The 22,157-nt window shown below is 59.9% G+C and carries 21 protein-coding genes and 1 pseudogene; 16 read left to right on the forward strand and 6 right to left on the reverse strand.

The features are described from left to right. Window positions 1-41 precede the first annotated feature (41 nt). Both xylF and xylA read right to left on the reverse strand, forming a co-directional pair. On the reverse strand, window positions 42-1,043 hold the full coding sequence (xylF, locus tag QRN38_RS06670) for a D-xylose ABC transporter substrate-binding protein (protein WP_005764395.1): 1,002 nt from the start codon (window positions 1,041-1,043) through the stop codon (window positions 42-44). A gap of 140 nt (window positions 1,044-1,183) precedes the next feature. Next, on the reverse strand, window positions 1,184-2,500 hold the full coding sequence (xylA, locus tag QRN38_RS06675) for a xylose isomerase (RefSeq protein ID WP_057419161.1): 1,317 nt from the start codon (window positions 2,498-2,500) through the stop codon (window positions 1,184-1,186). 178 nt (window positions 2,501-2,678) lie between these two features. On the opposite strand from xylA, the gene QRN38_RS06680 reads away from it, so the two are divergent. Further along, entirely contained in the window at window positions 2,679-3,866 is a 1,188-nt protein-coding gene (locus QRN38_RS06680) for a XylR family transcriptional regulator (protein ID WP_005764391.1), read from the forward strand. Between the two features lie 17 nt (window positions 3,867-3,883). Here QRN38_RS06680 and QRN38_RS06685 read toward each other — a convergent pair whose 3' ends face one another. After that, window positions 3,884-4,651: a C1 family peptidase gene (locus QRN38_RS06685; RefSeq protein ID WP_007246471.1), complete on the reverse strand. Its 768-nt coding sequence runs from the start codon at window positions 4,649-4,651 to the stop codon at window positions 3,884-3,886. A 401-nt stretch (window positions 4,652-5,052) separates the two neighbouring features. On the opposite strand from QRN38_RS06685, the gene QRN38_RS06690 reads away from it, so the two are divergent. After that, window positions 5,053-5,505: a DUF3237 family protein gene (locus QRN38_RS06690; RefSeq protein ID WP_057419162.1), complete on the forward strand. Its 453-nt coding sequence runs from the start codon at window positions 5,053-5,055 to the stop codon at window positions 5,503-5,505. Window positions 5,506-5,690: 185 nt separating this feature from the next. On the opposite strand, the gene QRN38_RS06695 is transcribed toward QRN38_RS06690, so the two are convergent. Further along, on the reverse strand, window positions 5,691-6,119 hold the full coding sequence (locus tag QRN38_RS06695) for a VirK family protein (protein WP_005764626.1): 429 nt from the start codon (window positions 6,117-6,119) through the stop codon (window positions 5,691-5,693). Window positions 6,120-6,376: 257 nt separating this feature from the next. On the opposite strand from QRN38_RS06695, the pseudogene QRN38_RS28195 reads away from it, so the two are divergent. Continuing rightward, window positions 6,377-6,805 (forward strand): annotated as a pseudogene (locus QRN38_RS28195) (MCP four helix bundle domain-containing protein); the annotation flags it as partial. Window positions 6,806-6,826: 21 nt separating this feature from the next. Next, window positions 6,827-7,954: a methyl-accepting chemotaxis protein gene (locus QRN38_RS06700; RefSeq protein ID WP_375233370.1), complete on the forward strand. Its 1,128-nt coding sequence runs from the start codon at window positions 6,827-6,829 to the stop codon at window positions 7,952-7,954. Here the strand turns inward: QRN38_RS06700 and QRN38_RS06705 are convergent. Continuing rightward, complete coding sequence (locus tag QRN38_RS06705; RefSeq protein WP_010205283.1) at window positions 7,947-8,144, reverse strand: hypothetical protein; 198 nt, start codon at window positions 8,142-8,144, stop codon at window positions 7,947-7,949. The genes QRN38_RS06700 and QRN38_RS06705 overlap by 8 nt on opposite strands. A 34-nt stretch (window positions 8,145-8,178) precedes the next feature. Between QRN38_RS06705 and QRN38_RS06710 the strand changes: the two genes are divergently transcribed. From QRN38_RS06710 to QRN38_RS06725, 4 genes are read left to right on the forward strand one after another with little or no spacing between them, the layout of a single operon-like run. Further along, window positions 8,179-9,183, forward strand: a complete 1,005-nt coding sequence (locus tag QRN38_RS06710; protein WP_057419164.1) for a sugar ABC transporter substrate-binding protein — start codon at window positions 8,179-8,181, stop codon at window positions 9,181-9,183. A 16-nt stretch (window positions 9,184-9,199) separates the two neighbouring features. Then, complete coding sequence (locus tag QRN38_RS06715; RefSeq protein ID WP_005764620.1) at window positions 9,200-10,768, forward strand: sugar ABC transporter ATP-binding protein; 1,569 nt, start codon at window positions 9,200-9,202, stop codon at window positions 10,766-10,768. Next, entirely contained in the window at window positions 10,755-11,759 is a 1,005-nt protein-coding gene (locus tag QRN38_RS06720; RefSeq protein WP_007246476.1) for an ABC transporter permease, read from the forward strand. The genes QRN38_RS06715 and QRN38_RS06720 overlap by 14 nt, the downstream gene beginning before the upstream one ends. Beyond that, on the forward strand, window positions 11,756-12,742 hold the full coding sequence (locus QRN38_RS06725) for an ABC transporter permease (protein ID WP_011104323.1): 987 nt from the start codon (window positions 11,756-11,758) through the stop codon (window positions 12,740-12,742). Before QRN38_RS06720 ends, QRN38_RS06725 begins: the two co-directional genes overlap by 4 nt. 12 nt (window positions 12,743-12,754) lie before the next feature. Here QRN38_RS06725 and QRN38_RS06730 read toward each other — a convergent pair whose 3' ends face one another. Continuing rightward, window positions 12,755-13,993, reverse strand: coding sequence for an acyl-CoA dehydrogenase family protein (locus QRN38_RS06730; RefSeq protein WP_057419165.1), 1,239 nt, complete (start codon window positions 13,991-13,993; stop codon window positions 12,755-12,757). A gap of 279 nt (window positions 13,994-14,272) precedes the next feature. Here QRN38_RS06730 and QRN38_RS06735 point away from each other — a divergent pair, with 279 nt between their 5' ends. From QRN38_RS06735 to QRN38_RS06770, 8 genes are all read left to right on the forward strand, one after another. Continuing rightward, window positions 14,273-15,364 carry an AMP-binding protein gene (locus QRN38_RS06735; protein WP_057419166.1) on the forward strand — a complete coding sequence of 364 codons (1,092 nt, stop codon included), beginning with the start codon at window positions 14,273-14,275 and terminating at the stop codon, window positions 15,362-15,364. After that, window positions 15,361-16,155, forward strand: coding sequence for an ABC transporter ATP-binding protein (locus QRN38_RS06740; protein WP_122218532.1), 795 nt, complete (start codon window positions 15,361-15,363; stop codon window positions 16,153-16,155). The genes QRN38_RS06735 and QRN38_RS06740 overlap by 4 nt, the downstream gene beginning before the upstream one ends. A 3-nt stretch (window positions 16,156-16,158) precedes the next feature. Next, window positions 16,159-17,040 carry a branched-chain amino acid ABC transporter permease gene (locus tag QRN38_RS06745; protein ID WP_007246480.1) on the forward strand — a complete coding sequence of 294 codons (882 nt, stop codon included), beginning with the start codon at window positions 16,159-16,161 and terminating at the stop codon, window positions 17,038-17,040. Window positions 17,041-17,063: 23 nt separating this feature from the next. Beyond that, complete coding sequence (locus tag QRN38_RS06750; RefSeq protein WP_057417667.1) at window positions 17,064-18,134, forward strand: branched-chain amino acid ABC transporter permease; 1,071 nt, start codon at window positions 17,064-17,066, stop codon at window positions 18,132-18,134. A 50-nt stretch (window positions 18,135-18,184) separates the two neighbouring features. Further along, window positions 18,185-19,516 carry an ABC transporter substrate-binding protein gene (locus QRN38_RS06755; RefSeq protein ID WP_057417665.1) on the forward strand — a complete coding sequence of 444 codons (1,332 nt, stop codon included), beginning with the start codon at window positions 18,185-18,187 and terminating at the stop codon, window positions 19,514-19,516. A 4-nt stretch (window positions 19,517-19,520) separates the two neighbouring features. Continuing rightward, window positions 19,521-20,297: an ABC transporter ATP-binding protein gene (locus QRN38_RS06760; protein WP_057417664.1), complete on the forward strand. Its 777-nt coding sequence runs from the start codon at window positions 19,521-19,523 to the stop codon at window positions 20,295-20,297. Between the two features lie 185 nt (window positions 20,298-20,482). Next, on the forward strand, window positions 20,483-21,697 hold the full coding sequence (locus QRN38_RS06765; RefSeq protein ID WP_057417662.1) for an SfnB family sulfur acquisition oxidoreductase: 1,215 nt from the start codon (window positions 20,483-20,485) through the stop codon (window positions 21,695-21,697). Between the two features lie 15 nt (window positions 21,698-21,712). Then, entirely contained in the window at window positions 21,713-22,153 is a 441-nt protein-coding gene (locus QRN38_RS06770; RefSeq protein ID WP_007246483.1) for an acyl-CoA dehydrogenase family protein, read from the forward strand. Window positions 22,154-22,157: the final 4 nt, after the last annotated feature.

A 22,157-nucleotide genomic window follows, 5' to 3' on the forward strand; every position in this document is an offset into this window, starting at 1 on the left:
CGTCGTGCTCATGCTCTATCGACAGGTTGACGCTCGACAGCTCACTGGCCGCCCATCTGCGCCTTGGTGTAGAACCCGTCTTTTTCCAGCAGGTCGATGTTGTCTTTGGTCAGCGGTGTCGGGGTCAGCAAGATAGTGTCGACTTTCTTGCTGCCATTGTCGTACTGCGAGGTAAAGGCAGGTTTCTCGTTACGTACCAGTTGCACCGACAGTCTGGCGGCTTCGGTGGCGATCAGTTTCAGCGGCTTGTAAACGGTCATGGTCTGTGTGCCATCGATGACCCGCTTGACCGCCGCCAGGTCGGCGTCCTGACCCGAAATCGGCACTTTGCCGGCCAGTTTCTGCGCGGCCAGCGCCTGAATGGCGCCCCCGGCCGTCGCGTCGTTGGAGGCGACGATGCCATCGATCTTGTTGTCATTGCGGGTCAGGGCGTTCTCCACAATGCTCAGTGCTTCGGTGGGGTTCCACTCCTTGACCCACTGTTGCCCGACAATCTTGATATCGCCCTTGTCGATGGCCGGTTGCAGCACTTTCATCTGGCCTTCGCGCAGAATTTTGGCGTTATTGTCGGTGGGCGCGCCGCCGAGCAAAAAGTAATTGCCCTTGGGTGCCGCTTGCAGCACGCCGCTGGCCTGCATTTCGCCGACTTTTTCGTTATCGAAGGAAATGTAAGCGTCGATGTCGGCATTGAGGATCAGCCGGTCATAAGACACCACTTTGATCCCGGCCTTCTTGGCTTCGGCAATGGCGTTGGTCAGTACGGTGGCGTTGAACGGCACGATGACAATCACGTCGACGCCGCGCGAGATGAGGTTTTCAATCTGCGAAATCTGCTTCTGCTCGTTGGCATCGGCGGACTGTACGAAGACCTTGGCATCCAGTTTTTCTGCCGCCGCCACGAAGTAATCACGGTCTCGTGACCAGCGCTCCAGGCGCAGGTCGTCGATGGAAAAGCCGATTTTCGGGTGGGCGGCGTCGGCCATGACCGGCAGGGACAGCAGTGCCAAGGCACTGGCAAGCAGCGTGCGTTTCAGGGTGTTCATAGGGTGCGTCCTTTTATTGTTGTTCGAAAGACACTTCATGATGTGCAGCGTGATGGCGGTGGAACTGTAGAACGTTGTCGGACGCCGTGGGCACAGATTTTTCCTAAGAATGTCACTGCGGCGTCCGTGTCTGCTGGTTGTCAGGTGTAGATAAAGCGGTTGACCACACCTTCGAGCAACTCCTGCCGACCGCTGACGGCCTGCGGGTTCAGTTCGTTGGCGAACGCATGTTCGGCCAGCGACGCGAGGCTGAAACCTCCGCTCAGCACCGACTGGCCGAACGGCTGCTGCCAGCCTGCGTACCGCTGGTCCTTGAATTGTTGAAGTTTATCGTTCTGCACCATCGCCGCAGCGCGCTCCAGCGAGAGGGCAAGGACGTCCATGGCGGCAACGTGGCCATGGAACAGATCGACATCGTCCAGGCTCTGACGGCGAACCTTGGAGTCGAAATTGTAGCCGCCATGGGTAAAACCACCGGCCTTGAGAATTTCATAGGTGGCGAGGGTCATTTCCTCGACGCTATTGGGGAACTGGTCGGTATCCCAGCCGTTCTGCGGGTCGCCGCGATTGGCGTCGATGCTGCCGAAGATCCCCAGCGAGACCGCCGTGGCGATTTCGTGATGGAAGCTGTGCCCGGCCAGCGTGGCATGGTTGGCCTCAATGTTGACCTTGATCTCGTCCTGCAGGCCGTACTGGTGAAGAAAACCGAACACCGTGGCGCTGTCGTAATCGTACTGATGCTTGGTCGGCTCCTGTGGTTTGGGCTCAATCAGCAGATCACCTTTGAAACCGATCTTGTGCTTGTGCTCGACCACCATGCGCATGAAGCGACCGAGTTGCTCGCGTTCGCGCTTGAGGTCGGTATTGAGCAGGGTTTCGTAACCTTCACGACCGCCCCACAGCACGTAATTGGAGCCTTTGAGGCGCTGGGTGGCGTTCATCGCGCTGAACACCTGGGCGCCAGCGTAGGCAAATACTTCAGGGTCCGGGTTGCTGGCAGCACCTGCGGCAAAACGCGGGTTGCTGAAACAGTTGGCCGTGCCCCACAGCAGCTTGATGCCGCTCTGCTCCTGATGCCGCTCGAGGCGGTCGACCATCTGCGCAAAGTTATTGCGGTATTCCTTTATCGAGCTGCCTTCCGGCGCTACATCGGTGTCATGGAAACTGTAGTAATCGATGCCCAGCTTGGAGAAGAATTCGAACGCTGCCTCGGCCTTGCCGATAGCCAGCTCCATCGGGTCACCGGCGCGTTGCCATGGGCGTTTGAAGGTGCCGACGCCAAACATGTCAGCCCCTGGCCAGACGAAGCTGTGCCAGTAGCAGGCAGCCATGCGCAGGTGTTCGCGCATGGGTTTGCCGAGCACCCGTTTGTCGGCGTCGTAGTGGCGAAAGGCAAGCGGCGAGTCGCTGTCGGGGCCTTCGTAGATAACCTTGTCGACAGTGGGGAAGTACGACATGTGCGTTTCCTTATTGTTATTGGCATTGTGAGTGGCGATGTCTCGATACTAGCAACGGCCTCAGGGCTGCTGATTATGAAAATCATCAACCGACAGTGCGATTTTGAGTATTGAGATTCGCCTGCCACGCGCCTAGTCTGTCGAAAAGCCTCGCGCTTTCCGGATCGGCATAAAAACAATGAAAACCGTACCCCCCGTTCACCGCATTGCGCTGTTGTTCAATGGCAGCAAGATCTACGACCGCGGCATCATCAGCGGCATCGGTAATTACCTGAGCAGCACGCGCGTGTCCTGGGACTTGTTCCTCGAGGAAGACTTTCTCTGTCGCTTGAAAGGCATCGAGCGCTGGCAGGGCGACGGGATCATTGCCGACTTCGACGACCCGCTGATCGGCGAAGCGCTGGCCGGGATCCGATTGCCGGTTGTGGCGGTCGGCGGCTCCTATCAGGACGAACGCGCCTACCCGAAGGGCATTCCGTACGTGGCCACCGACAACCATGCCCTGATAAAGGCTGCCTACGAGCACTTGATAGAGGCAGGCCTGACACGATTCGCCTGCTTCAGCCTACCCGAGGCCCAAGCCAACCGCTGGGCGCAGGAGCGGGAGAAAGCCTTTCGCCACCTGCTGCAACGCGACGGCCTGCACGCCGAGGTCTATCGCGGTCTGGGCACCAGCGCACCGCTCTGGGACAGCGCTGTGGAGCAGCAGATTACCTGGCTGCAAAGCCTGCCCAAGCCCATCGGTATCATCGCCGTGACCGATGCTCGCGCTCGTCAGTTGTTGCAGGCCTGCCTGACCGCCGGCATTGCCGTGCCGGAGCAAGTGGCGCTGATCGGCATCGATAACGATCCGCTGACTCGCACCCTGACCCGTGTGCCGCTCAGCTCGGTGATACAAGGCACCGAAACTATGGGCCGAACCGCTGCGCGCCTGCTTCATCAGTTGTTGCACGGCATGCCGTCGTCCGGCACACACATTCTGATCCCGCCGGATGCGGTCAATGTGCAGGCTTCGAGCCTGCACCAACCGTTGGGCGATCCTTACGTCATGCAGGCGCTTCTGTTTATCCGGCAGTACGCGTGCCAAGGCATCAAGACCGCTCAGGTCGCCGCCTACGTAGGCGTCTCGCGCTCAGCGCTGGAATCACACTTTCGTCGGGTGCGCGGCTGCAGCGTGCATGACGAGATCCTGCGCTTCAAACTGGCCGCTGCCGCGCACGGCCTGGAAAACACTGATTCTGCAATCGCCGACATTGCCCGCGATTGTGGTTTCCGGTCAGCGCAATACCTGCATACGGTGTTTCGCCGGGAGTTTGGGTGTACGCCGCGAGAGTACCTGCAGGGTGCCAACGCGGCGCTGCAATGATCGAAGGCCTGACTGGGTCAGGCAGCCACCACCCTTATCGTCCAGAAGTCTGTGGACAGATTCTCGTCCAGCAAATAGCTGTAGGGCAGGGTGAAGTAGCCCTCCATGCCCCAACCAACGCCCCATGAGTTGCGCAAGATGAAATGCTGGTGGGCATCGTTGTAACCCACAGCCAGCACACAGTGCCCTCCCAGCATCTTTTCGTGGGGGCCGGGCATGGGGGCATGCCCGGTCTGGGCAACTTTCTTGCTTTCAAAGCTTTCGTAGACGGAAAAGCCAATGACAAACGGATACCCCGCCGCCAGGCAGCCTTTCATCTGGTTGAGGTTTTGCGCAACTTTCTGGTAGGACACCGCCTTGTATTTTCGTGCGTCCTTGTAGCAGGCGGGCGACGGTTTGACAGCGAACTTTTCAATATCGTAAGGCCACTCCTTTTCAGGGCAATCACCTTGCTTCGCTACACTTTTGATGCCGTGGCGGATCATCGCGCCACTGTCCGACTCGACGGTGTGTTCAATCACACGTTCGTTGTAATAAATAAACAATCGCGAGGGCACGAACGCCGGCGTGAGCTTCTGCTTCATGCGATCAAACTGAATAGCGCCTGCAATACCGTTCGCCGTACAACTGCCCAGTTGGCCCTGATCGTATACGGGCGGGCAATGAGGACGCAGATCAACTGCGTGTGGGAGCGCCGCCAGTGCGGCTGTCGGGGCAGCATACAGATGATCGCGATGATCAGGCAGATCGCGAATCCATCCATACTGTTTCACGGTATAGGTCATTTCGTATCCCCTTTTAGTTGACCGTCAGGAAAGTTTACGACGTTCATGTAAACAGCTTTTTTAAAAGCGTGGGTTAAACTTTGTTTAATGATTAGTGTGCTACGAGTTGCCTGGGCGGGTTCAGTTGGTAGGCGAATTAGTTGAGCGCAATACCCCACCTATTAGTCTGCTGGATGACCGGATGGAATAGCCATTTGCGGGTTTTGACATTCGGCAGAAATTAAGTCTGCTTGTTGGAAGTGGCAAAACGATACTGTTTCTGCACAGGCATCTTCCCTCGCTATAAGCGTACCGATGGGCGCATTTAAATTGACAGCGTACGCGGCTCACGCTAAAACGTACGCCTTGGTACAGTTATGGGTGAGGCGCATTTCGCCGCAGGCCAGTGAAGAGGTAGAGGGATGGAGACGCTGCAATTGCACAAAATGTTGACTGTTCATCTGCACATTGACGAGCCTCAATCGCTTTGCAGGCCTCACCAGGGAAAACGCCGCAGTGGCGAAATACGGGGGGGAGAGTTTCACGGAGAGCGATTACAGGGGCGGGTTCTTGCGGGAGGAAGCCTTTTTCTCGTGCCCCAGGATGACAACATTGCACGATTCAGCCTGTATTACACCTTGATGACTGATGACGGCATAAAGATAGATGTCGTAGGAGAGGGCCTGGTTGCAGTGGATGGAACGGACCAAGCGCCGCTCACCGAAGCGTACTGTCGGTGCACATGCAGCACGCAGTTCAGTGTTCCTTCCGGCGATCATGATTACCTGCAGCGAAACCTTTACATCGGCGGGGTAAATATAAAGGCGGGGGATACCAGCATGCGTTTCAGTATTTTTCAGGTTAACCAGATTTAGTGCGGCTGAAGAAACCGACGCCCTTTCCAGGCTGCCCTTAGCGATTACATCGCGAAAACTACGCTGACTGAAATGCTTGCGTTGCATCCCGCCAGGCCGTTCGAGCGCCAGTTTCCAGGGCGTGAGGACGGTCTTTCCCCACGCCGGAGATCTGGCTATTTCACCGGGCTTCGCCTTGACGGGTGCTAGTTGGCAAAAAAACTCAAGCCCTTGCCAATCGCACATTCATAACTGACCGCATTGCCCACCTGCTGATAGCCCGGAACACTCAACGTCGTCATGCTGAAACCCGCCGTACCGTCGGCGCGTATCTGGTAGCGAATGAACTGCTCGATGGGCTTGTTTTCGCGGTCGAGGGTGAAGTGCGTGTCCGAAAACGCGAGGGTGCCATCAGGCGTGATGCGGTAGGCATCAATGCGTTTGCCGCCTTTGGTTTTGGACGGTTCGGCACCTGCGACCGAGGATTTGCACTGCCCCAGATCAATCACCACTGCCACCGACGCTCCGGTGTTCAGGGCTTGTGTAATGGCCGGCAGGCTGGCGAGGCTGTCGCCTGCCTGGGCCAGACCCGGCAGTGACAGGGCGAGTAGTGCAGCAGCGTAGTAATGTTTCATTAGAGCTCCAGTAAGGCAGTCTGAAGATTGAATAAACCAGTCATCTGACGATATCAAGCGTTGCGAAACCTACCATAAGCTTCTCTGCAGGTGGGCTCCAATAGCAGTGGCACCTCTCTGTTACACGGTTCTTCATCCTTTTTCCGGCTCTGCCGATAGATATGACGATATTAATTTATTCGTCAACTAGCGAAAGGGAATGGAACATGTTGAGACAGCTGAAAATTGCCGCGCGGACCGCTGTCTGCTTTGCATTGATGGTGGTTCTGGTCATAGGGCTCGGCATCTTCAGCCTTCAACAGCTACATGGCATTCGCGAGCAGTCGCTTGAAATCGAGAACGACTCGCTTCCCGGCATTGCGCTGGGTGACGATATCGCTCTTGCATTCGAGAAAACCCGCACCACCGTGGCGAAAATGCTGACCACTCAGGATGTGGCGCAGGTTGCCCTGGTTCACACGGACTTCCTCGAAAAGAAAGCCGGCTTTCAAAAGGCCATTCAGGCCTACACCCCGGTTATCACCGAAGATGACGAGCGGGCGCTTATCAACGGTATGACGAGTACTTACCAGCGCTATACCGAACGGGCCGAGCAGGTTTATGCGCTCATCAATCAGAATCAGGCCGAGGCAGCACGGCAGCTTGTGTGGGGCGAAATGAAGACCATTGCCGAGGGCCTGGAAGCTTCTCTGGGCAAGCTGGAAAAGATCAACGACGAGTCTGAGGCTGATTCCAGTGCTGCGGCATCGGAGGTCTATGACAATGCCGTTGTAGTGACCCAGTTGGTTATGCTGATCACCATATTGCTGACTGTGCTGCTTGCCTGGCGTTTGACCAAAAGTCTGGCGGTGCCCATCAGTCAGGCGTTGCTGGCTTCTGAAACCATCGCTGCCGGGGATCTGCGTCCGACACACCTTGACCGTGAGGGCACCGACGAAGCGGCGCTGTTGTTGCAATCGATGGAACGTATGCGCGGCAATCTGAGCACGACACTGACCCATGTGGGTGACGCCGCACTTCAATTGGCCTCTGCCACCGAAGAAATGAGCGCGTTGATGGCCAACAGCAACGCTGATCTGATCGTGCAGAACAGCGAGATCGAAATGGCGGCCACTGCCGTGACCGAGATGAGTCAGGCGGTCGATGAGGTGGCGCGCAACGCAGTGAGCACTTCCGAGGAGTCAAAAGCGTCTTCGGTTTCTGCGCGTCAAGGGCAGGAAGAACTCAAGCAGACCGTCAAATCGATTCTTGAACTGACCCAGAACGTCAGCACAGCCTCTGTCGAGGCGCAGGCCCTGGCGACGCGCACGCTGGACATCAGTAAAGTGCTGGACGTGATCCGCGCAGTCTCTGAGCAAACCAACCTGCTGGCCCTCAATGCTGCCATTGAGGCGGCAAGGGCAGGCGATGCAGGGCGCGGCTTCGCCGTGGTTGCTGATGAAGTTCGCGCACTGGCGCACCGCACCAGCGAATCGACCCGAGAAATCGAAACCATGATCGGGCACATCCAGCAGGGCACCAAAAGTACGTTGGTGGCGCTTGAGGTCAGCACCGAGCAGGCCCAGCGCACCCGCCATCAGGCCGAATCGGCTAATGCCGTGCTGGCCAGCATCGCCAGTTCGGTCATGGTCATCGATGAGCGCAATACGGTCATCGCCAGCGCTTCCGAGGAGCAGGCACTGGTTGCCCGTGAAGTGGACCGCAACCTGGTGCGAATCCGTGACCTGTCGGCGCAATCGGCGGTACGCACCGGCCAGACCGGCAGCGCCAGCCAGTCACTGGCTGAACTGGCCAGTGACCTGACGACAACACTGCGGCAGTTCAAACTCAGGTAACTGCGAGCACGTCGTCGCTGTTGTCCGGGCAACAGCGAATCGACAGTGTGTTCGGTAGTTGCGCTCGCAGTGCACGGGTTTTCAACGTCGCGGCCACTTGGGGTAGAGGCTTGCAAACGCCAGCCGCTGCGCTTCGCGCCGTTGCCTGGCGCAGTTCCAAGGCTTTGGGCATGACCTGTGCACTGCTCATCGGGATTATGTCCTGAGCCAGCGGAGCTACCCGAATGCCTGATGCCGTTTCTACTGCCAAACCAACCCGCCTGCACGCAGTCTGGCGCACACTCGCGCTCACCCTGTTTGCTGGCAGTCTAGCCGCAACCGCTCAGGCCGATGACAGCGACGTCCCTTCACTGGCGGGCAAACGCATCGCTATCAGCATGACCGGTACCAGTCACTACTTCGATATCAAGGCATTCCAGGCCCAGGTCGATGAGGTCAAGCGTCTGGGCGGCACGCCGATTACGCTCGACGCTGGGCGCAACGACAAGAATCTGGTCAACCAATTGCAGACCGTCGTCACGCAAAACCCGGATGCGGTGATCCAGACCCTGGGCACGCTCAGCGTTATCGACCCGTGGCTCAAACGCATCAGCAAGGCCAACATTCCGCTGTTCACCATCGATGCGCCGTCGCAATACAGCCTCAACAACACCACCTCTGACAATGTCGCGACCGGCAAGGCGCTGGCCGGGCAGTTGATCAAGGATGCCGGCGGCAAGGGCAATATTCTGGTGTTCAACGGTTTTTATGGCGTGCCGGTCTGCGCCATTCGTTATGACCAGCTCAAGCTGGCGCTCAAGGATCACCCGGAGCTGAAAATCATCGAGCCCGAGCTGCGAGACGTGATTCCCAATACTGTTCAGGACGCCTATTCGCAGGTGTCTGCGTTGCTCAACAAGTACCCTAAAGGCAGTGTTTCAGCGATCTGGTCGGCCTGGGATATTCCGCAACTGGGTGCCAGCAAGGCGCTGATCGACGCTGGTCGTACTGAAATCAAGACCTATGGCGTGGACGGCACGCCGGAAGTGCTGGAACTGATGCGCCGTGACACCTCACCGGTTGGTGCCGTGGTGGCGCAACAGCCCGCGCTGATCGGCAAGACCGCCGTGCAGAACGTTGCCCGCTATCTGGCCGGACAACGCGATCTGCCCAAGGAAACCCAGGTGCCGACGCTGCTCACCACGGCGGCCAATCTGGCCGACGTGCAAAAGCTCAGGGGCGATAACTGAGGCGGGGGGCGGGATCATGGTTTCAGCGACTTTGCAGGTTCAATCAGTACCTGCCTTGCACCTGAGCGGCATCAGCAAACGTTTCGGCGCAACCCAGGCGCTTGACGGGGTCAACCTGCAGGTGGCGTCGGGAACGATTCATGGGCTGGTCGGCGAAAACGGCGCGGGCAAATCGACGCTGATCAAGGTGTTGGCCGGCATTCACCGCGCCGACGCTGGCAGCCTGAGCATCAATGGCCAGCGTTTCGAAGGTCACACGCCGCGCCAGGTCGAAGCGGCCGGTGTGCATTTCATTCATCAGGAACGGCTGCTGCCGGGCAGTTTCACGGTCGGCGAAGCGCTGTTTTTCGGTCAGGAAATCAAACGTGGCCTGTTTGTCGACCGGCGCGCCCAGGATCGTGAGGCGGCTCGGTTGCTGGAGGATTACTTTGCCATGCGTTTGCCACAAGGCGCGCTGGTACGTGATCTGGACAGCGCGCAGCGGCAGATACTACAGATCACCCGCGCGCTGCTGGCCAAACCCGGAGTGCTGGTATTCGACGAGCCGAGTGTGTCGCTGGTCAAGCAAGAGGTGGACCGGTTGCTGGCCATCGTGCGGCGTTTGCGCGATGAAGGGCTGACCATTGTGTACATCTCGCATTATTTGCAGGAAATAGAATCGCTCTGCGATCAGGTCACCGTGCTGCGCAACGGGCGCGATGTGGCGGTGGTTGATCCCGCGCTCACCAGCACCGCGCAGATCGCCCGGCTGATGGTCAATCGTGACGTTGGCGAGCAGTATTTCCGGGCTCAAAGTGTGCCCGGTGCACCTGTGTTGCAGTTGAATGCGCTGGGGGCAGGGCGCGTGTATGACGGCATCGACCTGAGTGTGCGACGTGGCGAAGTGGTCGGCCTGACCGGGCTGGTGGGTTCGGGCGCCAAAGAGCTGCTGAAAAGCCTGTTCGGGCTGCTCAAGCCGGAGCGCGGTGAGTTGCTGTTGAACGGCCAGCCCTTGCAGCTGAAATCGCCCCGCGATGCAGTGCGTAACGGCATTGCGCTGGTCCCCGAAGAGCGCCGCACCCACGGTGTGGCGCCAGTGCTTTCAGTGCTGGAAAACATCACCATGGCCAGCCTCGGGCGCTTCAGCCACTGGGGGTTGCTTGATGCCTCTGCTCAGGCTCGGGAAAGCGAGCGGTTAATCACCGAACTGGCGATCAAGACCCCTGGCCCCGACGCAGCAGTGCAACTGCTCAGTGGTGGCAATCAGCAAAAGGTGGCCTTGGCCAAGTGGCTGAGCCGGCATTCGTCGCTGTACCTGCTGGACGAGCCCAGTGTGGGCGTCGACATCGGTGCCAAGGTGGAAATCTACCGGTTGATTGCCCGGCTTGCCGAGGGTGGCGCAGCCGTAGTGGTGCTGTCCTCGGATTTGCCGGAACTGATCGGCATCACCCATCGCATCGTGGTCCTGCACCGAGGCCGCATTGCCGGCGAATTCGCTTCCCGGACCACCGACAGCGACCAGTTGCTGGCCTGCGCCACCGGTGCCAGTGAAAGCGATGAACAGGTCGAACCGATTATTGAGGAGGCCAGGCATGTCCGCGCTTGAAGTGTTTGCCAGCCCGACAGTCGAACCGCCCCGGCGCCTGCTTGTGCGTGTCGCGCAGCGCGGCTCGTTGCTGGTATTTCTGGCGATTCTGCTGGGCTTCGCCATCAGTGCGCCGAATTTCCTCAGCGTCGGCAACATCAGTAACGTCTTCGCCCAGTCGGCCATGCTTGGCATTCTGGCGCTGGGCCTGACCTGCGTGGTCATCGGTGGCGGCTCCAACGTGGTCAGCGGCGGGCTTGACCTGTCACTGGCGGCCAATCTGGGGCTGTGTGCGGCTGTTTACAGCAGCTTGAACAACGCCGGGTTCGAAGCCTGGCAGGCGATTGCGCTGACGCTCGGCTGCGGGCTGGTGGTGGGTGCGTTCAACGGTTTGGCGGTGGTGCTTTTACGTCTGCCACCGTTATTGGCGACCCTTGCAAGCATGAACCTGATTGCCGGGCTGGAACTGGTGCTGACCCAAAACACCGTATTGGCCACCGATTCCGCGCTGCTGGACAGCCTTGCTTCCGGCGTCTGGCTGGGCGTTCCGGCGCTGGCGTGGGTGCTGTTGAGTGTAGCGGCAGGCTTGTGGCTGCTGATTCAGCACAGCGCGTTCGGCCTGCGCCTGTACGCCATCGGCGAATACCCGCAGGCCGCGAAGGCTGCCGGGTTGAGTCTGCAACGCTATGTGTTCGCCAGCTACCTGATTGCCGGTGGCTGCGCCGCGATTGCTGCGTTCTGTTCGGCGGCGTTTTTCAGCGGCAGCACCACCGGTTCCGGTGACATGTTGCTGTCGGTGGTGGCCATTGCCTTCCTCGGTGTGGTGTTCTCGCGACGCCTGACAGCGAACATCCCCGGCACGTTGTTGGCGACCCTGTTGCTGGGTTTTTTGATCAATGGCTTTCAGTTGCTGAACATTTCCAACTTCTGGGTCAACGGCGTGCAAGGTGTGTTGATTCTGCTGGTGGTGGCGTTTTCAGGGGCGCTTGGCCGTCAGGAAGGTGAACAATGAGTACCGTGACGCTGAATACCTCGTCGACGCTGATAAAAGTCCTGCCGCGCCTGTTACCTGCGGTCCTGCCGTTGCTGGTGCTGATCATTCTGCTGTTCTTCGCCATTAATGCGCCAGGTTTTCTGAGCTGGGGCAACCTGTCGAGCCTGGTGCTGAACAATTTCGTGCTGCTGGCCATCGTCGCCGTCGGCATGACCTGGGCCGTCGCCGCTGGCGGCATTGATCTGTCGGTGGGCACGGCGCTGGATTTCGCCAGCCTGGGCTTTGTGGTGGCACTCAATGGTGGCTACGGTCTGACGGCGGCCATCGCCATTGCCTTGCTGGCAGGCGTTGCGGCGGGTGCGTTCAACGCGATGCTGATTGCCGGGCTGCGTATTTCGCCGTTTCTGGCCACGCTGGGTACGTTGTTCATCGGCACCAGCGTGCAACAGCTGTTATCCGATGGCGGGCAGCCCGTCTACATCGCGCAAAACGCGCTGCCCGGCATCAGCAGCATGCTGATACTGGGTGTGCCATTGCCGCTTGTGGCGGTGGCTGTTCTGGCAGGTGTTTACGGGCTGGTGCTGGCGCGTGGACGTCTGGGGCGGGAGATTCTTGCAGTGGGTACGCAGCCGCAACTGGCGTATTACTCGGGGCTTTCTACCCGGCGTGTGGCCGTATGGGTGTTTCTCGGCAGCGCGCTGGCCTGCGCGGTTGCCGGTATCCTGCTCAGTTCCACCGTCAACGCCTACGTGCCGATGTCCGGCAACGCCTACCTGATCAACGCGATTGGCGCGGTGTTCATCGGCACGACGCTCAGCCGCCAGGGGCGTCCCAACATCGTCGGGACGCTGCTGGGTGTGTTGTTCATTAACGTCATCGCCAATGGCTTGCTGTTGATCGGCTGGAACTTCTACTGGCAGCAGGTCGCGACCGGGGTGCTGATCTTTGCCGTGCTGGCGTTCAGTTTCGCCAGCCGCCACCTGCTTGGTCATGCAGCCTGAGGGCACAGCGCCTCAGGCTTTACCGGTGCCGCTGCCGATCTGCCAGACGAAAGGCGGCTCGGTGCCATTGATACGCCAGTCGCCAACAATCCGCGCCTTGTAGATCAGCGGATTGTGCGATGCCGCTGTGCGTGCATTGCGCCAGTGGCGATCCAGCGCCTTGTTGACGCTCACGCCCGACGCGCCCAACGCATTGAACAGCTCGGTGGCCGAACGCAGCACCAGTTCCGAGACGATCACCTGCGCCTTGGCGGTTTCGATTTCTGCCGCGATATTGGCGTCTTTCTCCTGCTGCGGGTTATTGCCGAAGCGCGCCACATAAGCGCGCTGCAACGGCTCGGCGGAACGCAGGGTGGCTGCCTCGGCGGCGTACACCTGCGCGGCGATCTGCCCGACCACTTGCTGCACCTGCGAATCCTGGCTGACGCTGCCCGCGTTGCCGTGGCTGAAAATACGTTTGCGGTCACGCACCTCTTGCGCGATATCACGCTCGACGGCTCGGCCGATGCCGGCCAGCACCGCCAGCAGCACCAGTTGATAAAACGCCGTCTGATACTTGAAGCGCTCTTCAAAGGGAATCACATGGTTCGCCGGCAATGGCACGTTGTCGTACACCGACGTGCCGCTGCCGGTGGTGCGCTGTCCGAAACCGTCCCAGTCGTCGCTGTGACGCACGCCAGCGTGCCGGGCATTGACCACGGCAATCACGTCGGCGCCATTGTCGGCACGCTGGGCGTAAACGTCGATCCAGTCGGCGAAGATGCTGCCGGTGCTGTAGAACTTGGTGCCGTTGAGCACAAAACCATCGCCCTGTGCACTGACCTTGGTGATCACATCACCGATTTTCACCGCACCGACTTCGGTCCAGCCATTGCCGACCAGATCCCCGGCGACAAAGCGTGCAAACCATGTGTCACGGTCCGCGCCCGGTGGCGCATTCAGGCGGTCTTCGACAAAAGCAAAATGCGCCCGCAAAGCCTGCGGGATGTTCGAGTCGGCCTCGGCCAGCTCTATCAACAGCTGAAAAAGCTGGCCGATCGAGGCACCGGCACCGCCATATTCGGTCGGTACCCGTACAGCGCCGAAACCGGCTTTCTTCAGCCATTCAATCGGTTCATAGGGCAGGGCACGGGCTTTTTCACGTTCAACGTTGCCCGCGCTGATCTCACGGAAGATCGGTCGGAAGCGGTTGGCCAGGGTTTCGTAATCGGTGCCCAGCGAGAGTGGGTTAGAGCCGGTTGGTTGAGTCATGCAGTGCTCCTGAGTGCGAAGAGGTCGGCACGCGTGCCGGGGTAGTCACTCAAGTCTCAGTGCATGCTTTGTGCCCGAATATAAGTCATTGAATGGATTGATTATTTTTTTATCTGCCGATTTTACCTGTTGTAAGGCCAACAGCGGCGCAACAGCTTGTCAGCAAAGCGCACAGTTACAAAACTCATCCAGCCGTTGCAACTCATTGATCTTGATGGAGTTGCTGTGCTGGCACGGTCGCTGCTATGGCTCCATTGATCTTTTTCGGTGGAACTGCCCATGTTCGACTCATTGCCCCAAGCGCTGTTGCAACAGGCCCAGACGCGTGGCGACCAGACGGCGCTGCGTTACAAGCAATTCGGCATCTGGCAACGCCGCAGTTGGAGCGAGCTTGCCCTTGAGGTCAGCCAGCTGGCTGCGGCCTTGAAGGGCAGGGGTTTTGACTCAACACACAGCCTGGTCATGCTCAGCGAGGCCAGGGTCGAAGCGCTGTTGCTCGCGCTGGCTGCGCACTGGCTGGGCGGCACTGTCAGTCTGCTTGATCCGGCTGCGGATAACCGAGCATGGCTGGCGAAGCGGTCGTTGGCATTTGCAGTCGCCGACGGGTTGGAAGCGCTTCTTCAGTTACGCAACGCCTCGCCGGAGGTTGTCGTGCTGCTGGACAAGCGCGGCCTCGGCGAAACCCAAGACATCAACGTGATCGACTACGCACGGTTGTTGAGCGATTACGCTGCCGACGCGGTCGATCCTGTACAGAGCCCGGCGGCGGCTTTTCTGTTCCCCTCCGTTGGCGAGCCGTCAGATGTGCAATTGAGCCACACAGACCTGCTTGCAGGTGCGCGGCAATTGGTGGACAGGCACGGGTTGTCGTCGCGGGATCAGGCGCTGGCCGCCAGAGTCTTCGCGGCCAGCGGGCAGGCGCGTTATCTGCTCACGCCCTGGCTGGTGGCCGGGTTTTGCCTGAATTTTCCGGAAGCGCTGAGCACGCGCGACAATGATCGCCGCGAACTGGGGCCGACACTGGTGCTGGGCACGCGCGAGTCCTATGCCCGTCTTGAACTTTGGGTCAAGGAGCGCTTGCCGTTGCCGGGCAGTATCAGCCACCGGCTTTACCAATGGGCGATGGCCCCTGCGCCCGGTGCCCTGCGCCGTTGGTTGGGCTACTGGTTGATCCGCCGCCCGTTGCTGGATGTGTTGGGCATGAGCCGCTTGAGCACACCGTTGCTGGTGGGCGATGCGCTGACAGCCTCCAGCCAGACGTTTTTTGCGGCGTTGGGTATTCGGCCCGTTGCGCCGGATCAGGACAGCCCGGCGCAGCAATCGCCAGCCTTTACCCCGCCAGTGGCAGCGCTGATGAGTGTGCCGTCATGAGTCCTCCGGCGCTGCTTACGCTTGACGATATTTCGCTGTCATTCAAAGGCGTCAACGCCGTTACCTCTATCAGTTTCTCGGTGGCCAGCGGGGAAATCTGCGCGCTGATCGGACCCAATGGCGCGGGCAAGAGTTCGCTGCTCAACGTCATCAATGGCGTGTATCAGGCGCAAAGCGGTTCGATCAGCTATGCCGGTCAGACCCGCCGTCGCATGCGCCCGCATCAGGCTGCCGAAGGCGGCATTGCCCGCACCTTTCAGAACATCGCGTTGTTCAAGGGCATGAGCGTGCTGGACAACGTGCTGACCGGTCGCAACCTCAAGCGCCGCAGCACTTGGCTTGAGCAAATGCTGCGGGTTGGTCGTGCTGCGGCGGAGGACGACGAGCAACGCTGGCACGCCGAGCGGGTGATCGAGTTCCTGCGCATTCACCCGTGGCGCCACACGCTGGTGGGCAAGCTTTCCTATGGCCTGCAAAAGCGTGTCGAACTGGCCCGTGCCCTCGCGGCGGAACCGCGCCTGCTGTTGCTGGACGAGCCGATGGCCGGGATGAATGCCGAAGAGAAACGCGAAATGAGTCAGTTCATCCGCGACATCAATCGCGAACTGGGCACCACCGTAGTGCTGATCGAGCATGACATGAGTGTGGTGATGGGCCTCAGCGATCATGTGGTGGTACTGGATTACGGTCGCAAGATCGGTGACGGAACACCCGAGCAGGTCCGCGCCAATCCACAAGTGATTGCCGCCTACCTGGGCACCCGTCGTTCGTCCCCGATCAGGAAACCGTAAGCCATGGAATTCTTCTTTGAAGTGCTGATCGGCGGGTTGCTGGCCGGCGTCATGTACTCGCTGGTGGCGATTGGCTTTGTGCTGATCTACAAGGCCTCGGGCGTGTTCAATTTCGCTCAAGGCGCGATGGTGCTGTTCGCGGCACTGACGTTTGTCAGCCTGCTGGAGCGTGGCGTGCCGTTCTTCTGGGCGTTTCTGGCGACGTTGGCGAGCATGGTCGTGCTGGCACTGCTGATCGAAAGACTGGTCCTGCGCCCGCTGGTCAACCGGCCGCCGATCATCCTGTTCATGGCCACCCTTGGCCTTTCGTACATGATCGAAGGCTTGGCGCAAGCATTGTGGGGCGCGCAAGTGCACGGCCTGGAACTGGGCATTCCCGACGAGCCACTGGAAATTCGCGGCATGTTGCTCTCGCAGTTCGACCTGTTCGCAGCGGGCACGGCTGCGGCGCTGGTGATTGCCCTGTCGGTGCTGTTCAACCGCACGCGGATCGGCCTGTCATTGCGGGCGGTGGCGGATGACCCGCTGGCGTCGTTGGCGGTGGGTATCCGGCTGCCACGCATCTGGGCGGTGGTCTGGGCCGTGGCCGGGTTTGTCGGGCTGGTGGCCGGGCTGCTTTGGGGCGCGCGGCTGGGGGTGCAGTTTTCCCTGTCGCTGGTGGTGCTCAAGGCACTGCCGGTGCTGATCATCGGTGGGTTTTCCTCGATTGGCGGCGCCATTGTCGGCGGCCTGATCATCGGCGCGTCCGAGAAGCTGGCCGAGATTTACCTGGGGCCGATCATCGGCAGCGGTATCGAAAACTGGGTGCCATATGTGCTGGCGCTGTTGTTTCTGCTGGTTCGTCCTGCTGGCCTGTTCGGCGAGCGGGCGATAGAGCGCGTCTGACTTTTTTTCCAAGGATCATTGCCATGCTGTTTCAAGAAGCCGGACAACTGGCGAGTACGTATGCAGGCGAGCGGCGCATCTTTCGCCTGCGTCAGGACCGTGTCGCCCTTTGGGGGCTGTTGGTTTTTGCGTTCGTTGGCGTGCCGTTGCTGGGCAACGATTACTGGTTCAGCGCGATTCTGATTCCGTTTCTGGTGCTCTCGCTGGCGGGGCTCGGACTGAACCTGCTGACCGGATACGCCGGGCAATTGTCGCTGGGCTCGGCGGCGTTCATGGCGGTGGGCGCGTTTGCTGCCTATAACCTGCAACTGCGCGTGCCGGGTATGCCGCTGTTGCTTGGGTTTGCACTCGGCGGTCTGGTGTCGGCGGCGGTGGCGTTGCTGTTCGGACTGCCCAGTCTGCGCATCAAGGGCTTTTACCTGCTGGTCTCGACATTGGCGGCGCAGTTTGTCGTCGAGTGGGTGTTGACCCGTTTCAGCTGGTTTACCAACGACAACGCATCGGGGGTGATCACCTCGCCACCGCTGACCATCGCCGGGGTGAATTTCAGTTCGCCGCAAGGCCGTTATCTGTTGACGCTGGCGCTGGTGGTGCTGCTGTTCTGGCTGGCCAGAAACCTGCTGCGCGGCGAGCTGGGCCGCAACTGGATGGCCGTACGCGACATGGACACCGCTGCTGCGGTCATTGGCATCCGCCTGTTCAAGGCCAAGCTGCTGGCATTCGCCATCAGCGGCTTCTACCTGGGTATCGCCGGCTCGTTGTGGGCGTTTGCCTATCTGGGCACGGTCGAGCCGCATGGCTTTGATCTGAACCGGTCATTCCAGATCCTGTTCATCATCATTATCGGCGGGCTGGGCAGTGTGCAAGGCAACTTCTTCGGTGCTGCCTTCATCGTGCTGTTCCCGATTCTGCTGGGCAACCTCAGCGCTTTGTTGTTGCCGGTCGGCCTGATCGATTCCGGGCAACTGGAAAACATTCAGAAGATGCTTTTCGGCGCGTTGATCATTGCCTTTCTGATCAAGGAACCCGAAGGGCTGGCGCGCCTCTGGCAGCGCTTTCGCCAGCGTGCGCGAGTCTGGCCGCTGCGTTATTGACAGATTTTTTTCACTCACAAAAACCTTCGTGTACCTCAAGGAATACGCCCATGAAACACCGAAAATCCCTGTTGCGTCTGGCCCTTGGTCTGGCATTGCTAGGTTCAGGTCTGATCGCAACGGCGCAAGCCGCCAATGAGCAATACTTCCCGCTGCAGAGCTACCGGGTCGGCCCGTATGCAGCGGGCGGCACCGGGTTTTTTGGTGGTTTTATCGACTACCTGCAATACGTCAACGCCAACGGCGGAGTCAACGGCGTCACATTGACCTGGTCGGAGTGCGAAACCGAATACGTGGTGGAGAAGGGCGTCGAATGCTACGAGCGGCTCAAGGGCGGGCTCAATGGTGCACCGGCTGCCGCCACCAATCCGCTTTCTGTGGGGATCGCCTACGCCACACTGGAGCGCTCCACCGCCGACAAGTTGCCGCTGATCACCATTAACCACGGGCGCACGGATTCCACCGACGGCAGCGTGTTTGCGTATGTGTTCCCGTTACAGCTGAATCCGTATTCGGAAGTGTCGGCCATCGTCAATTACATCGGTCAGCGTGAAGGCGGGCTGGCGTCGCTCAAGGGCAAGAAAATCGCCGTGCTTTACCACGGCTCGCCTTATGGCAAGGAAACCAATGGTGTGCTGGAAACCCTGGCAAAGAATTACGGCTTTGAATTGACCACACTGGAAGTGCCGCATCCTGGCAACGAACAGCAATCGCAGTGGCTGAACATTCGTCGTCTCAAGCCCGATTGGGTGATCCTGCGCGGTTGGGGGGTGATGAACCCGGTGGCGTTGAAGTCGGCGCAGAAGGTCGGCTTTCCGGTTGACCACATCATCGGCAACATCTGGAGCAACTCCGAGGAAGACGTGATCCCTGCCGGTGCGGCCGCCAAGGGCTTCATCTCGATCACTACGCATCCGTCCGGCACCGACTTCCCGGTGCTGCAAGGCATCAAGACGGCCGTGCTCGACAAGGGCCAGGGCAACCTTTCCGACCCCGAGCGCTTCGGCACGGTGTATTACAACCTTGGCGTGGTGAACGGCATCCTCAACGTTGAGGCGCTGCGCATCGCTCAAGCCCGATTTGGTAACAAGCCGCTGACCGGTGAGCAGGTCCGCTGGGGTTTCGAGCACCTGAATCTGGACGACGCGCGTTTGCAGGCGCTGGGTGCCAAAGGGCTGGTGCAGCCACTGAAACTGTCCTGTGCGGACCACGAGGGCGGCGGTGCGGTGCGCTTTCAGCAATGGGACGGCCAGCGCTGGATCCTGATCAGTGACTGGATTCAGGCAGATCGCGCCTTGCTGCGGCCTATCATCGAAGCGTCGGCTGCGCAGTACGCCAAGGAAAAAGGCATCACTGCTCGCGATTGCAGCAAGGAGCAATAAGCCGATGACGTCGATCCTGCCGGTCAGTCCGCTCAGCGCAACAGTCCTCTCGGTGGAGCAGGTGGAGGTGTTCTACGAACAGTCCATCCTGGCTTTGCGCGGTGTCAGCCTGCAGGTTCGGCAAGGTCAGATCGTGGCCTTGCTGGGGGCCAACGGCGCGGGCAAAAGCACCACGCTCAAAGCCATTTCAAGCCTGGTGCGTGCGGAACGGGGCGAGGTGGTCAGCGGCCGGATTCACTATCTGGGCGAGCCGATTACCCGCTCCGATCCGTCCGCGCTGGTCAGAAACGGCCTGGCGCAGGTGCTGGAAGGCCGTCACTGCTTCACGCACCTGAGCGTTGAGCAAAACCTGCTGATCGGGGCCTTTGTGTCCCGGCCATCGCGGGCTGAAATCAAGGCCCGGCTGGAGAAGGTCTACGGCTATTTCCCCAGGCTGCGTCTGCTGCGCAAGCGTTTGACCGGTTACACCTCGGGCGGTGAACAGCAGATGGTTGCCATCGGCCGGGCATTGATGTCCGAGCCACGATTGCTGTTGCTCGACGAGCCATCCATGGGCCTGGCACCGCAAGTGGTCGAGGAAATATTCGATACGCTGGCCCGGCTCAATCGCGACGAAGGGTTGAGCCTGCTGGTGGCCGAGCAGAATATCAACCTGACCCTAGACTATGCGCACTTCGGCTATGTGCTGGAAAACGGCCGGGTAGTGGGCTCGGGTACTGCGCAGAAACTGGCCGGGCGCGAGGACATCCAGAACTTTTATCTGGGGGCTGCGGCTTCTTGAACCGACCGCTGTTCTTCCAGCAACAGTGTTCGGACATTTTGTCTCGTGGGATACCGCGGGTTATCGGGATGTCTATGTAACCGTATGTTTTTAAATGGAAATATTTTTCGGCACGTACTGTGCACTGCTCAAGGCCACGCGTGTTGAATGCCTTCAACCTGTCGCCAACGATCAGGAGCCAGTCCATGAGCAACCCAGTCGCAACTCCACCCGCCACACCGCCCAGAGCGCACGTCATTGCCTCTGACGCCGAAGCCATCGACGTCGCCAGAGCACTGGCCAGCCGCTTTGCCGAAGAAGCTTCGCTGCGTGATCGCGAACGCCGTCTGCCGGTCGCTGAACTGGATGAATTCTCTGCCAGCGGGCTGTGGGCCATCACCGTGCCAAAAGCCTACGGCGGTGCCGGGGTGTCCTACGTCACCGTCGCGGAAGTGATCAAACTCATCTCTGCCGCCGACTCGTCCCTTGGGCAAATCCCGCAGAACCATCTGGGTGTGCTCGATATCCTGTTGCAGACCGGCACCGAAGAGCAAAAGCGCCATTACTTCGGCAAGGCGCTGGCGGGTTATCGCTTTGGCAATGCGTTCTCGGAGTCGAAAAGCAAAAACGCCGGAGCCTTTCAGACGCGCATTCGCTTTGAGGGCGAGCACGCGGTGCTGGACGGCGAAAAGTTCTACTGCACCGGTGCTTTGTTTGCGCATATCGTGCCGGTAGCGGGCGTCAACGAGCAGAATCAGGCCTTTATCGCCTTCGTTGAGCGTAACAATCCGGGCCTGACCATCATCGACAACTGGGACGGTTTCGGCCAGCGCACCACGGCCAGCGGCGGCGCGGTTTTGAAGGATGTGCGGGTGCCGTCCAGCGCGGTGATCCCGGCTCATCGGGCCTTCGATGAACCGACCGCTGACGGGCCTATTTCACAGATCATCCAGGCGGCGGTGGACACCGGCATCGCCCACGGCGCCTTCGAGGAAACCCTCAAGCACGCCCGCTTGGCGCGGCCGTGGATCGACAGTCAGCAGGATTTCGGCTGGCAGGACCCGTTCAGCATTGCCACCATCGGTGACCTGCAATGGCGGCTGCACGGCACCGACGCGATTCTCGCCAAAGCCGGGCAGGCCATCGACCATGCGCTGGCCGAGCCAAGCGAAGCCAGCGTTGCGCAGGCGTCGGTGGTGGTTGCGCAGGCCAAGGTGCTGTCGGCGCAGATCGCCTTGCTCACCAGCAGCAAACTCTTCGAGCTGGCCGGCACCCGTTCGGTACTCGGCAAGCTCAACCTCGATCGCCATTGGCGCAATGCGCGCACCCATACGCTGCACGACCCGGCACGCTGGAAGTACCACCTGATCGGCAATCAGTTACTCAACGGTATCGCACCGCCGCGTCACGCCTGGAACTGATCAAGGAGCCTCTTCATGTCTCATCCCGCTGTCACCGTGCAACTGGCGGTCGCCGCCCAAGACCTTGGCGACGCCCGTCAAGGTTTGCAACAAACCCTCGATTACCTGCGCGAGCAGGGTCAGCCTTGGTCATTCAGTCACGTGCAGCGCATTGTCGATGACCCGTATGTGATCAGCAAAATCGGCGACTTGCAGATTCGCGTGCAGGTCGCCGCTGCTTTGCTGGAACGCGCCCAGGGCCTGGAAGGCTCAGCCGAGCAACGCCTGATTGCCAGCAGTGAAGCGGTGATTGCCAGTGCCGATGCGTTGCAGGCGGTTGGCAACACTCAGCACGAACTGACCGGCCAGCGCCCGTCACTGCCAGCCCGCACCGGTCGGGAGCCGCTGCGTTGGCATTACCAGATTATCGGCAACCAGCGCCTTAATGGCGTGGTTCCGCCGCAGCTTCAGGAGTAAGCGA

The sequence above is a fragment of the Pseudomonas sp. CFBP2511 genome, from assembly GCF_030209255.1.
Classification (GTDB): Bacteria; Pseudomonadota; Gammaproteobacteria; order Pseudomonadales; family Pseudomonadaceae; genus Aquipseudomonas; species Aquipseudomonas avellanae.

Bases quoted from the DNA above. Each gene is read 5' to 3' on its own strand.
- xylF (WP_005764395.1), bottom strand. From the start codon at position 1,043: ATGAACACCCTGAAACGCACGCTGCTTGCCAGTGCCTTGGCACTGCTG.
- xylA (WP_057419161.1), bottom strand. From the start codon at position 2,500: ATGTCGTACTTCCCCACTGTCGACAAGGTTATCTACGAAGGCCCCGAC.
- QRN38_RS06680 (WP_005764391.1), top strand. From the start codon at position 2,679: ATGAAAACCGTACCCCCCGTTCACCGCATTGCGCTGTTGTTCAATGGC.
- QRN38_RS06685 (WP_007246471.1), bottom strand. From the start codon at position 4,651: ATGACCTATACCGTGAAACAGTATGGATGGATTCGCGATCTGCCTGAT.
- QRN38_RS06690 (WP_057419162.1), top strand. From the start codon at position 5,053: ATGGAGACGCTGCAATTGCACAAAATGTTGACTGTTCATCTGCACATT.
- QRN38_RS06695 (WP_005764626.1), bottom strand. From the start codon at position 6,119: ATGAAACATTACTACGCTGCTGCACTACTCGCCCTGTCACTGCCGGGT.
- QRN38_RS06705 (WP_010205283.1), bottom strand. From the start codon at position 8,144: ATGAGCAGTGCACAGGTCATGCCCAAAGCCTTGGAACTGCGCCAGGCA.
- QRN38_RS06710 (WP_057419164.1), top strand. From the start codon at position 8,179: ATGCCTGATGCCGTTTCTACTGCCAAACCAACCCGCCTGCACGCAGTC.
- QRN38_RS06715 (WP_005764620.1), top strand. From the start codon at position 9,200: ATGGTTTCAGCGACTTTGCAGGTTCAATCAGTACCTGCCTTGCACCTG.
- QRN38_RS06720 (WP_007246476.1), top strand. From the start codon at position 10,755: ATGTCCGCGCTTGAAGTGTTTGCCAGCCCGACAGTCGAACCGCCCCGG.
- QRN38_RS06725 (WP_011104323.1), top strand. From the start codon at position 11,756: ATGAGTACCGTGACGCTGAATACCTCGTCGACGCTGATAAAAGTCCTG.
- QRN38_RS06730 (WP_057419165.1), bottom strand. From the start codon at position 13,993: ATGACTCAACCAACCGGCTCTAACCCACTCTCGCTGGGCACCGATTAC.
- QRN38_RS06735 (WP_057419166.1), top strand. From the start codon at position 14,273: ATGTTCGACTCATTGCCCCAAGCGCTGTTGCAACAGGCCCAGACGCGT.
- QRN38_RS06740 (WP_122218532.1), top strand. From the start codon at position 15,361: ATGAGTCCTCCGGCGCTGCTTACGCTTGACGATATTTCGCTGTCATTC.
- QRN38_RS06745 (WP_007246480.1), top strand. From the start codon at position 16,159: ATGGAATTCTTCTTTGAAGTGCTGATCGGCGGGTTGCTGGCCGGCGTC.
- QRN38_RS06750 (WP_057417667.1), top strand. From the start codon at position 17,064: ATGCTGTTTCAAGAAGCCGGACAACTGGCGAGTACGTATGCAGGCGAG.
- QRN38_RS06755 (WP_057417665.1), top strand. From the start codon at position 18,185: ATGAAACACCGAAAATCCCTGTTGCGTCTGGCCCTTGGTCTGGCATTG.
- QRN38_RS06760 (WP_057417664.1), top strand. From the start codon at position 19,521: ATGACGTCGATCCTGCCGGTCAGTCCGCTCAGCGCAACAGTCCTCTCG.
- QRN38_RS06765 (WP_057417662.1), top strand. From the start codon at position 20,483: ATGAGCAACCCAGTCGCAACTCCACCCGCCACACCGCCCAGAGCGCAC.
- QRN38_RS06770 (WP_007246483.1), top strand. From the start codon at position 21,713: ATGTCTCATCCCGCTGTCACCGTGCAACTGGCGGTCGCCGCCCAAGAC.